The organism is Microbacterium sp. Bi128 (assembly GCF_918698205.1).
This window is the reverse complement of sequence record NZ_CAKKMM010000123.1, coordinates 1-10,556: the sequence shown is the minus strand read 5'-3', so window position 1 is coordinate 10,556 and position 10,556 is coordinate 1. Positions and strand designations below refer to the sequence as shown.

Sequence of the window (10,556 nt, the reverse complement as noted above, 5' to 3'; positions counted from 1 at the left end):
GGCGAGAAGCGACGGAATCGCGAGGACGACGAACGAGATGACCGCGGCCTCGGGCTTGTGCAGCACGCCGAGCAGCAGCGTCAGCAGGATCAGCAGGCCGAACGACGGGATCGCACGGGCCGCGCCCGAGATCGACACGGCGATCTCGCGCCCCTTGCCGGTGTGGCCGATGTACCAGCCCAGCGGCACCGCGATCGCCGCCGCGATGACCACCGAGATCACCGTGTAGAGCAGCTGCACGCCGATGGCGACGGGGATGGAGTCGAAACCGGTCCCGGGGTTGCCGGAGAAGATCCAGGCGATGGCGTCACCGAAGAGGTTCATGCGGTCACCGCCGTCCGGGTCGCTCGACGCGCGGGGGTCTTCACCCGGCGCGTCCAGGGCATGAGCAGACGACCCGCGATGACGAGCAGCAGGTCGATCACCAGGGCGATGACGACCACGGCGAGCACACCCGTGAACACCTCGGGGATGATCCGTCGCTGCAGACCGTTCGTGAACAGGTATCCGATGTTCTGGATGCCGACCAGGATGCCGACCGTCGCGAGGGCGATCGTGCTCGCGGACGCCACCCGCAACCCGGCGAGGATCACGGGGCCCGCGAGGGGGAACTCCACGGCCCAGAAGCGGCGGAACGAGCCGTATCCGATCGCCGTGGACGCCTGGCGGACACCCGCGTCGACCGAATCGAGTCCGTCGGCGACGGCCCGGACGAGGATCGCGACCGCGTAGATCGCGAGCGCCACGATGAGGTTCGTCTCACTGACGATCGAGTACCAGCCGGTGACGACCGGCATCAGGATCAGCAACGCGAGCGAGGGGATCGTGTACAGGAGCCCGGTGATGGTGATGACGCTGCTGCGCACGAGACGGTACCGCCACGCGAACCACCCGAGCGGGATGCTCAGCACGAAGCCCACGAGCAAGGCGATCAGGCTCTGCCGCAGATGCAGCAGGGTCAGCTCCCCGATCAGGCCGAGGTTGTTCACCACCCACGTCACGGGCGCGGCTCCTCCACGAGAGCACCCTGCGTGCGCCCTTCGGCATCCACGACGACCGTGCCGTGCGCGGTCTGCTTCAGGCGCAACGCGCGCTTGCCCTTGATCGCGCCGATGAAGCTCGCGACGAAATCGTTGGCGGGGTTCTCGATGATCTCGCTGGGGGCTCCGACCTGGGCGATCTGCGCACCCTTCTCGAGCAGGACCACCTGGTCGCCGAGGAGGAACGCCTCGTCGATGTCGTGTGTCACGAACACGATGGTCTTGCCGATGTCGTTCTGCAGACGGATGAGCTCCTGCTGCAGCTCGTCACGGACGATCGGGTCGACGGCCCCGAACGGTTCGTCCATCAGGAGGATGTTGGGGTCGGCCGCGAGGCCACGGGCCACGCCCACGCGCTGCTGCTGACCGCCCGAGAGCTGGCTGGGGTAGCGATCGGCCATCGCGGTGTCGAGCCCCACGGTCTCCATGAGCTCGAGTGCGCGGGTGCGCGCCTTCTTGCGGTTCTCGCCCTGGAGCACGGGCACGGTCGCGATGTTCTCGGCGACCGTGAAGTGCGGCAGAAGGCCGGAGTTCTGCATCACGTAGCCGATACGTCGTCGCAACTGGACGGGTGGCTGTGCGCCGATGTCGTCGCCGTCGATCGTGATCGAGCCCGCGGAGGGCTCGACCATGCGATTGATCATGCGCAGCAGCGTCGTCTTGCCGCACCCGGAGGAGCCCACGAAGACGGTGGTCTTGCGCGAAGGGATGACGAGGCTGAAATCGTCGACGGCCTTCGTGCCGTCAGGGAAGACCTTCGAGACGGTCGAGAACTCGATCATGCGCGTGCCCGACTCAGTCGGAGACCACGACCTTGCGATCGAACGCGACGTATCCCGCGAAGTCGGTGCCGACGCGATCGACCGCACCGGGGCGGAGGTCGGGGTAGGACCACGCACCGTCGGTCAGCTCGGCGCCATCGAGGGAGACGTTCCAGTACTGGGCCGCGCCCTTCCACGGGCAGGTGTACGGCGTCGGGCTCTGGGAGAGCGCGCCCTCGCGCACCGCGCGCGGCGGGAAGTACCAGTTGCCTTCGATGGAGACCAGGTCGTCGCGGTCGGCTTCGGCGATGACGACGCCGTCGAGTACTGCCTTCATGGGAACTCCCCTTTCGTGGCCGCTGGCGGACACGGCATCCGCCGGTACGAAACCACTGCGATCGAGGCTAGCGAGGGCCTCCGACACGAACCGGCAGATTGCTGCGTGTGACGACCTGGGCTATGGTGCGGGCCGGTCAGACCAGCCGCGCACCGACCACGGGACCGTGGGCGTGCAGGGCGCGGTGGCCGGCGGCGCTGAGGGTCACCTGGAGATCGATCGCCGCCGTCTCGTCGGCGGCGAGGAAGGCCAGGGTCGGCCCCGACCCCGAGACGATTCCGGTCAAGGCACCCGATCGTTCGCCGCGCTCGAGGATGCGCGCCAGATCGGGGCGCAAGTGCAGCGCCGGAGCCTGCAGATCGTTGCGGACGGTCGCCGCCAGCATGCGGGCATCGCCTTGCCGCAGCGCGTGCAGCACGTCGGGGGCCACGGCGGGGACACGCGGCGCCGGACCGATGTCGACCATGTGGCGCTCCCGGTGGGCGTCCAGTTCGCCGTAGACCACCGGTGTCGACAGCCCCACGTCGTTGGTCACGAGCACCCAGTCGAACCGCCCCGAGGCCAGCGCGGGACTCAGCTCGTCTCCGCGTCCCGTTCCGATCGCGGTGCCGCCGAGGAGGGCGAACGGCACGTCCGCACCCAACTGCGCCGCCAGACGCGTGAGGTCGGCGGTCGGCATCCCGATGCCCCACAGCGCATCGCACGCCACGAGCGCCGCCGCTGCGTCCGCGGACCCGCCGCCCATTCCTCCGGCCACCGGAACGGCCTTGCGCACGGACAAGTGCACGCCCCGGTCGACGCCGGCGACCCGGGCGAGCAACCGCGCGGCACGGACGGCGAGATTGCTGTCGTCGGTGGGGACTCCGTCGACGTCGACCGTCGAGGTGCCCGCGATCTCGATCGTGATGTCGTCGGCCGCCGTGGCGGTGATCTCCTCGTACAGCGAGACGGCCTGATACGCCGTGGCGACCTCGTGATAACCGTCGTCGTGAACGTCGCCGACCTCGAGGAAGACGTTGATCTTCCCCGGCGCGCGCACGCGGACGGACGGCGGCGTGGGCCCCCTCATCGGACGGCCCGCCGCCCGCGGAGCCGAAGTGCCCCGCCGTGTGCGAAACTGGAACGTCGACCCGAAAGCGTCCGACCCGCGAGAGACGGGTGGACGGCGGCCGGGCCGGAACGGGCGATCTCAGTCACTCTTCGACAGTAGCGCGCCGCCCACCGCCGTCCGGCGCCGTCGCCGAAACGCAGCCGTAACGACGGCTCCCTACGGTGTATCAACCGTCCCCATCACCCCCGAGGAGGCACAGTATGCGATCGATGGTCCCCCTTTCTGTCGAGACCGACCCCTGGCGCGCACTCCTCTCCCGGGCGGACATCCGCATGGTGGACGGCATCCTGCACCTCGTCGATGACACCTCCACCCCCGCCGACGCCGAGCGCGACGACCTGCTCACGGTGGCATCCGCCATCGAGGCCGCGGGTGTTCCCGTCCTGCTCGTGCGCGACGCGAACCGCCGACCGAAGCTCGTCGTCGACACCGTCCACGCGGATGCCGCGCTCGCGGCGCTGCGCGATCCCGAGCTCGGTCCCGTGTACCTCAAGGCGCGCGGCGACGACCCGGTGCCCGCGCACAGCGTGGTGCCGACCCCGCACGCCGTCGAGGCCTACGCCGTCTTCCGTCCGCGCACCTCGACCGAGGGCTCGTACCGCTACGGCTCTGCACTGGCGCCGCGCCTGGAGCTGTGGCGTTTCGGCGCGCAGACCGTCGAGGCCCCGCGCCCGAGCGCGCTGACGCGCCGGACCTTCGCCGCGGCCGATCTGGACCTCGTCGAGATCGAGCGCTACGGGCGTCGCTGGCGGACGGTCGCGGGCATGTTCGATCCGCACCCGAACGAGTTCACGCACGACGTCGACATGGTCTTCTCGTGGGTCGACGGTTCCTCGAGCGACTTCCAGCGGCAGCGCGCTGCCCGCATGAAGGGGTACGTCGTGGGCGACGGCGACGACAACGCCGCCCGGTACCGCCAGGTCGACGAACTGCGCTACGCGCTGCGCAGCGTCCACATGTACGCCCCGTGGGTGCGCCGCATCTTCATCGCGACCGACTCCCCCACACCCGAGTGGCTCGCCGACCACCCCAAGGTCACGATCGTGCGCAGCGAGGAGTTCTTCGCCGACCCGACAGTGCTGCCCACGCACAACTCTCACGCGGTCGAAGCCCAGCTGCACCGCATCCCGGGGCTGGCCGAGCACTTCCTCTACAGCAACGACGACATGTTCTTCGGGCGGCCGGTGACCCCCGAGCTGTTCTTCAGCGGAGCCGGCATCAGCCGTTTCGTCGAGAGCGGCATCCGCATCGGCAGCGGACCGGCGCACGTCGATCGCTCGGGCCACGACAACGGCCTGCGGGTCAACCGGGCGCTGCTCAAGGAGCGCTTCGGCCGGGTGATCACGCTCGACCTCGAGCACTGCGCCACCCCGCTGCGGCGCTCGGTCGCGTACGAGCTCGAGCGCGAGTTCGCCGAGGACTACGCGCGCACGGCGGCGAGCCGGTTCCGCGCCGCCTCCGACATCTCGGTGACCAACAGCCTGTACCACTTCTACGCGCTGGCGACCGGTCGCGCGGTCGTGACCACGGAGCCGCGCACTCGCTACGTCCAGACCACGCAGCTCGACTCGCTGCGCCGCATGGAGCGTCTGGTGTCGCGTCGCGACACCGACATGTTCTGCCTCAACGACGGCAGCGTTCCCGAGATCCCCGAAGAGGTCCGGGTCCCCGCGCTGCGTGCGTGCCTGGAGCGCTACTTCCCGGTCGCAGCCCCGTGGGAGAAGACCTCGGTCAGCGCCGGATCGGCAGCGGTGTCGTCGGCGGCGACACCCGCCCGCTGAGTTCGCGGTTCGTCGGCACGACGATCCCCGCCGAGCGCAGGCGCTCCTGCGATTCGGCGGCGTCGACGTATTGCAGCACCTCGGCGGCGACGACCGGCACGACCGAGTGCACGATCGTCTCGTCGTAGACGTGCACGAGGTTGAACCCCTGCGCGCCGTCCTGCGGCCGCGTCCCGCCGACGGGCACCATGAGGTCCTGCGTGTAGCACGTCGCGGATGCCACGGACACGGGGATGCCGGCGAAGGTCGCGAACGTGGAGTAGTGCAGGTGCCCCGCGAGGATCGTCCGCACGTCGCTCCCCCGCAGCACGTCCGCGAGCAGGCGCTGTTCGCGCAACTCGACGGTCGCGGCGAGATCGAGGACGCTCGGCACCGGCGGGTGATGCATGGCCAGGATCGTCCCGAGCGGAGCGGGGACCGACAGCACGTCGGCGAGCCACTCGCGCTGCGCGGCGCTGACCTCGCCGTGGTGCTGCCCCGGAACGGACGTGTCCAGCGTCACGATGCGCAGCCCGTTCACCTCGTCCACCCGGTCGACGGGCGCCGTCGGGTCGCCGTGGTCGGCGGGGAGCAGGTGCGAACGGAAGGTCGCCCGGTCGTCGTGGTTGCCCATGACCCAGATGACCGGGGCACCCAGGCGCTCCGCGGCCGGCTCGACGAGCGCCCGGACGCGCGCGTAGGCGTCACCCTCGCCGAAGTCGGCGAGGTCGCCGGTGAAGATCAGCCCGTCGGGGCGGACGCCGGAGGCCTCGATCGCGGCGATCGCCTGAGCGAGGTGCGCCTCCGAGTCCACGCGGTCGTAGAGCGGTGCTCCGCCCGCCCGCAGATGGGTGTCGCTCAAGTGCAGCAGCACGCGTTCGGCACGCGGGTATTCGGCGTAGCGCATCTCGTTCCCTTCGGGTCGTCGGGTGCGACCTCTCCCCGGCGTGATGCTCCCGGTTGGGCTGAAATGTTACAGACATGTTTCCGGAACGCGTGATGAACACGTCGGGAAATCACCCCGACGTCGACCCCGGGGGCGGACCCCTCAGAGAACGGCGATCCGCACGAAATCGTCGATCGAGAGCTGCTCGCCCCGCAGGGTCGGGTCCACTCCGGCCCGCTCGAGCGTCTCCGATGCGACGGCCGCCGATCCGCCCAGGACGGCGGACAGGGCCTGCCGCAGCATCTTGCGACGCTGCTGGAAGGCGGCATCCACGATCGCGAACGTGCGGCGCCGGAGCTCTTCGCTGCCGCGCGGCTCGGCATCCCGTTCGAAGCCCACGAGCACGCTGTCGACGTTGGGCACCGGCCAGAAGACCTGGCGCGAGACGGTTCCGGCCAGGCGCCACGCGCCGTACCACGCGGCCTTGACGCTCGGCGCGCCGTAGACCTTCGACCCGGACGGGGCCGCCAGACGCTCCCCCACCTCGGCCTGGACCATCACGACACCGCGCTGCAGGAACGGGAAGGTCTCGAGGAAGTGCAGCAGCACGGGAACCGAGACGTTGTACGGCAGATTCGCCACCAGCACTGCGGGCTCTCCCGGCAGCGCGCGCACCTGCAGGGCGTCGGCGTCGATGACGGTGAGGCGGTCGTCCGCGACGCCGTGCGCCGCAGCCGTCTCGGGAAGACGCGCGGCCAGGCGGTGGTCGATCTCGACCGCGACGACGGAGGCACCGGTCTCGAGGATCGCGAGGGTCAACGAGCCGAGACCGGGACCGATCTCGACCACCCGATCGGATGCCTCGACCCGGGCCGCATGCACGATCTTGCGCACCGTGTTGGCGTCGACGACGAAGTTCTGCCCCAGTTTCTTCGTCGGGGTGACGTCGAGGTCGGCGGCGAGCCGGCGGATCTCGGCGGCACCGAGGAGCGAAACGGGCATTGTTCCACTGTAGCCAGCCTCCGGCCACTGTCCCTTTCCTGGGAGTACCGTGAACGGGTGAGTCAGACGCAGTCGATCCCCGCCAATGCCTTCACCCTCCGAGGCCCCTACGGGCGACGGGCGGTCGGCCTCTCGATCGCCGCCGCCGTCGGTGGCTTCTTGTTCGGTTTCGACTCGTCCGTCATCAACGGCGCGGTCGACGCCGTCGAGGGCAACTTCGAGCTGACGCAGGTGCTCACCGGGTTCGTGGTCGCCGTCGCCCTCCTCGGCTGCGCCGTCGGTGCCATCGTCGCCGGAGCGCTCTCGGATCGCTGGGGCCGCCTGCGGGTCATGCTGCTAGGCGCGATCCTCTTCTTCGTCTCCTCGATCGGTGCCGCGCTGACCTTCAGCGTCCCGGACCTGATCCTGTGGCGCGTGATGAGCGGCCTCGGCATCGGCATCGCCTCCGTCGTCGCTCCCGCATACATCGCCGAGGTCGCCCCGCGGCAGATCCGCGGCTCCCTCGCCTCGCTGCAGCAGCTCGCGATCACCCTCGGTATCTTCGGAGCCCTGCTCTCGGACGCCCTGCTCGCCACGTCGGCGGGCGGCGCGGCCAACGAGCTCTGGCTGGGTCTGGAAGCGTGGCGCTGGATGTTCCTCGTCGGCGTCGTGCCGGCCGCCGTCTACGGCATCCTGTCGTTCACCGTCCCCGAGTCGCCGCGCTATCTGCTGGCGAAGGGCCGCACCGACGAGGCGCGTGCGATCTTCTCGCGCCTCGTGCCGCCGGCCGATCTCGACAAGACGATGAAGGACCTGACCAGCGCGATCGACGCCGACCGCAAGAACAAGAACGTGTCGCTGCGCGGACCGGTGCTGGGTCTGCAAGGGATCGTCTGGACCGGCATCCTGCTGTCGATGTTCCAGCAGTTCGTCGGCATCAACGTGATCTTCTACTACTCCACGACGCTCTGGCGCGCCGTCGGGTTCGACGAGAGCAACTCCCTGCTGATCTCGGTGATCACCTCGATCACGAACGTCGTCGTCACTTTCGTCGCGATCTTCCTGGTGGACCGGGTGGGTCGTAAGCCCATCCTGTTGACCGGTTCCGTGCTGATGACCCTGTCGCTCGGCGCCATGGCGCTGGCCTTCACGTTCGCGCAGGGAAGCGGGCAGGACGTCTCGCTCCCGGCACCGTGGGGCGGGATCGCCCTCGTCGCCGCGAACGTCTTCGTCGTCGGCTTCGGCGCCTCGTGGGGCCCGCTGGTGTGGGTGCTGCTCGGCGAGATCTTCCCGAGCCGCATCCGCGGCAAGGCGCTCGGCGTCGCCGCCGGCGCCCAGTGGATCGCCAACTTCGCCATCACGGTGTCGTTCCCGGCGATGTCGGGCTGGTCGCTTCCCTTGACCTACGGCATGTACGCCCTGTTCGCGGCGCTGTCGTTCGTGTACGTCGCGCTGCGGATCCCCGAGACCAAGGGCATGGAACTGGAGCAGACCGAGACGCTCTTCGTGAAGAAGCCCAAGGCGAAGGCCTGACCGCCCTCTCCCGCCTCACGATCGAGGCCGGCCCCCGCGGGGTGCCGGCCTTCGTCGTTCGTGCGAGGGTCAGAACTCCCCGTAGACCTCGAGCGTGTTCGCCGCGACCTGCGCCGCGAGCTCATCGGCATCCGTCCCGAGCTCGGCCGCGAGGAAGCGCAGCGTCACCGGGATCAGGTACGGCGCGTTCGGCCGCCCGCGGAAGGGCGTGGGCGTGAGGAACGGCGCGTCGGTCTCGACGAGGATGCGCTCGGGCGGGGTCACGGCGAGGGCGTCGCGCAGATTCTGCGCGTTCTTGAACGTGACGTTGCCGGCGAACGAGAGGTAGTAGCCGCGGTCGGCGGCGACTCGCGCCATCTCGACATCGCCCGAGAAGCAGTGGAACACCGTCCGCTCGGGGGCGCCGACGCGCTCGAGCGTCTCGAGGACCGCGTCGTGCGCGTCGCGGTCGTGGATCTGCATCGCGATCCCGTGCTTCTTGGCGAGAGCGATGTGCGCCTCGAACGAGCGCATCTGGGCCGGGATGCCATCGGCCTCGGTGCGGAAGAAGTCCAGGCCCGTCTCGCCGATCGCCCGCACCCGCGGCTGGGCCGCGAGCTCGTCGATGACCGCGATCGCGGCATCCAGCTCTCCGGCCTCGTCGTACGCCGGCGCCTCGTTCGGGTGGATCGCGACGGCGGCGAGCACGCGCGGGTGCTGCTGCGCGGCCCACGCCGACCAGCGCGACGAATCGATGTCGCCGCCCGCCTGAACGACCCCGTGGACCCCGACCGCGACCGCGCGCTCGAGCTGTTCGTCGAGCGAGAGTCCGGTCTCGCCGTCCTCGATCTCGAGGTGGCAGTGGTTGTCGTAGACGGCGACGCCCAGCGGCTCGGGCGCGGGCGGGTAGCTCACGTCGCGGCGTCCGTCCGCCGAGCGCTCGCGCACGTACTGACTGGGGTCGCCGCCCTCGATGGTGCCGCGGGGGCGCTCGACGGGCGTGCTCATGCCTGCTCGACGCGCGGGAACAGCGGCGACAGGCCGTTGACCGATGCGCCCGGGCGCAGCACGCCCCACGCCCCCGCCTCGCGGAGGGGCTGGTCGGGCAGACGGCCGATGCTCTCGGCGGCACCCAGCGCGATCCACAGCTTCTCGGTCGCGATCGGCATGACCGGCGACAGCAGCACGGCGAGGGCGCGCAGGCCTTCGGCCGCGGTGTACAGCACCGTGCCGAGGCGCTCGCGCTGCGTCTCGTCCTTGGCGAGCGCCCACGGCTCGTTCTCGGTGATGTAGGCGTTCAGCGCCGTCACGATCGTCCAGATCGCGTCGATCGCCTCGTCGATGCGGAACCGCTCCATCGCCGCGTCGGCGTGGGTCGCGGCATCCGCCACCGTCTTCTGGATCGCCAGGTCGGCCTCGGTGTAGGCGCCTGCCGGGGGAACGATCCCCTCGAAGTAGCGCTCGATCATCGCGACCGTGCGGGATGCCAGGTTGCCGAAGCCGTTAGCGAGCTCGGCCTGGTAGCGGGCCGAGAGGTCCTCCCACGAGAAGGAGCCGTCCTGGCCGAACGCGATCGCCGAGAGGAAGTAGAACCGGTACGCGTCCGAACCGAAGACGTCGGTGATCTCGGTCGGCGCGATGCCGGTGAGCTTGGACTTCGACATCTTCTCGCCGCCCACGAGCAGCCAGCCGTGTGCGAAGACGCCGCGAGGCACCTCGAGGCCGGCGGCCATGAGCATCGCGGGCCAGATCACCGCGTGGAAGCGGAGGATGTCCTTGCCGACCACGTGGTACGCGGGCCAGCGGCGGGCGAAATCCTCGGGATCGGTGCCGTAGCCGATGGCCGTGGCGTAGTTCAGCAGCGCGTCGACCCACACGTAGATGACGTGCGACTCGTCCCACGGCACCTGGATGCCCCAGTCGAAGGTCGACCGCGAGATCGAAAGGTCCTTCAGGCCGTTCTTGACGAACGACACGACCTCGTTGCGCGCCGAATCGGGGCGCACGAAGTCGGGCACCGAGCGGTAGAGCTCCAACAGCGGCTCCTGGAACTCGCTGAGCTTGAAGAAGTAGTTCTTCTCCTGCAGCAGTTCGAGCGGCTTGGAGTGGATGGCGCAGACCTTGAGCCCCTCGAAGGGTCCCTCGCCGTCGACGATCTCGGCCTCGGT

At 69.8% G+C, this 10,556-nt stretch carries 10 protein-coding genes and 1 pseudogene; 2 read left to right on the top strand and 9 right to left on the bottom strand.

The features are described 5' to 3' along the window. From LQV45_RS11010 to LQV45_RS10990, 5 genes and pseudogenes are all read right to left on the bottom strand, one after another. Nucleotides 1-324, bottom strand: a pseudogene (locus tag LQV45_RS11010) (ABC transporter permease); the annotation flags it as partial. Further along, nucleotides 321-1,001, bottom strand: coding sequence for an ABC transporter permease (locus tag LQV45_RS11005; RefSeq protein WP_230007055.1), 681 nt, complete (start codon nt 999-1,001; stop codon nt 321-323). The gene LQV45_RS11005 and the pseudogene LQV45_RS11010, both read right to left, overlap by 4 nt. Then, the gene (locus tag LQV45_RS11000; RefSeq protein WP_230007054.1) at nt 998-1,822 is read right to left on the bottom strand and encodes an ABC transporter ATP-binding protein; all 825 of its coding nucleotides are present in this window, start codon (nt 1,820-1,822) and stop codon (nt 998-1,000) included. Before LQV45_RS11000 ends, LQV45_RS11005 begins: the two co-directional genes overlap by 4 nt. A gap of 13 nt (nt 1,823-1,835) precedes the next feature. After that, complete coding sequence (locus LQV45_RS10995; RefSeq protein ID WP_138172748.1) at nt 1,836-2,138, bottom strand: DUF427 domain-containing protein; 303 nt, start codon at nt 2,136-2,138, stop codon at nt 1,836-1,838. Between the two features lie 136 nt (nt 2,139-2,274). Beyond that, nucleotides 2,275-3,207, bottom strand: coding sequence for a 4-(cytidine 5'-diphospho)-2-C-methyl-D-erythritol kinase (locus LQV45_RS10990; RefSeq protein WP_230007053.1), 933 nt, complete (start codon nt 3,205-3,207; stop codon nt 2,275-2,277). Between the two features lie 242 nt (nt 3,208-3,449). Between LQV45_RS10990 and LQV45_RS10985 the strand changes: the two genes are divergently transcribed. Further along, complete coding sequence (locus tag LQV45_RS10985; RefSeq protein ID WP_230007052.1) at nt 3,450-5,030, top strand: stealth conserved region 3 domain-containing protein; 1,581 nt, start codon at nt 3,450-3,452, stop codon at nt 5,028-5,030. On the opposite strand, the gene LQV45_RS10980 is transcribed toward LQV45_RS10985, so the two are convergent. Next, nucleotides 4,981-5,916, bottom strand: coding sequence for a phosphodiesterase (locus LQV45_RS10980; protein ID WP_230007051.1), 936 nt, complete (start codon nt 5,914-5,916; stop codon nt 4,981-4,983). The two genes, LQV45_RS10985 and LQV45_RS10980, sit on opposite strands and share 50 nt — an antisense overlap. A 141-nt stretch (nt 5,917-6,057) precedes the next feature. After that, nucleotides 6,058-6,897, bottom strand: coding sequence for a 16S rRNA (adenine(1518)-N(6)/adenine(1519)-N(6))-dimethyltransferase RsmA (gene rsmA / locus LQV45_RS10975; protein ID WP_230007050.1), 840 nt, complete (start codon nt 6,895-6,897; stop codon nt 6,058-6,060). Nucleotides 6,898-6,954: 57 nt separating this feature from the next. On the opposite strand from rsmA, the gene LQV45_RS10970 reads away from it, so the two are divergent. Further along, a complete protein-coding gene (locus LQV45_RS10970; protein WP_230007049.1) occupies nt 6,955-8,409 on the top strand; it encodes a sugar porter family MFS transporter in 1,455 nt (484 codons plus the stop codon). A gap of 69 nt (nt 8,410-8,478) precedes the next feature. On the opposite strand, the gene LQV45_RS10965 is transcribed toward LQV45_RS10970, so the two are convergent. Together LQV45_RS10965 and LQV45_RS10960 are read right to left on the bottom strand one after the other, a co-directional pair. After that, the gene (locus tag LQV45_RS10965; RefSeq protein WP_230007048.1) at nt 8,479-9,396 is read right to left on the bottom strand and encodes a TatD family hydrolase; all 918 of its coding nucleotides are present in this window, start codon (nt 9,394-9,396) and stop codon (nt 8,479-8,481) included. Next, the coding region (locus tag LQV45_RS10960) for a class I tRNA ligase family protein (RefSeq protein ID WP_230007047.1) at nt 9,393-10,556 on the bottom strand (1,164 nt) is incomplete at its 5' end. The genes LQV45_RS10965 and LQV45_RS10960, both read right to left, overlap by 4 nt.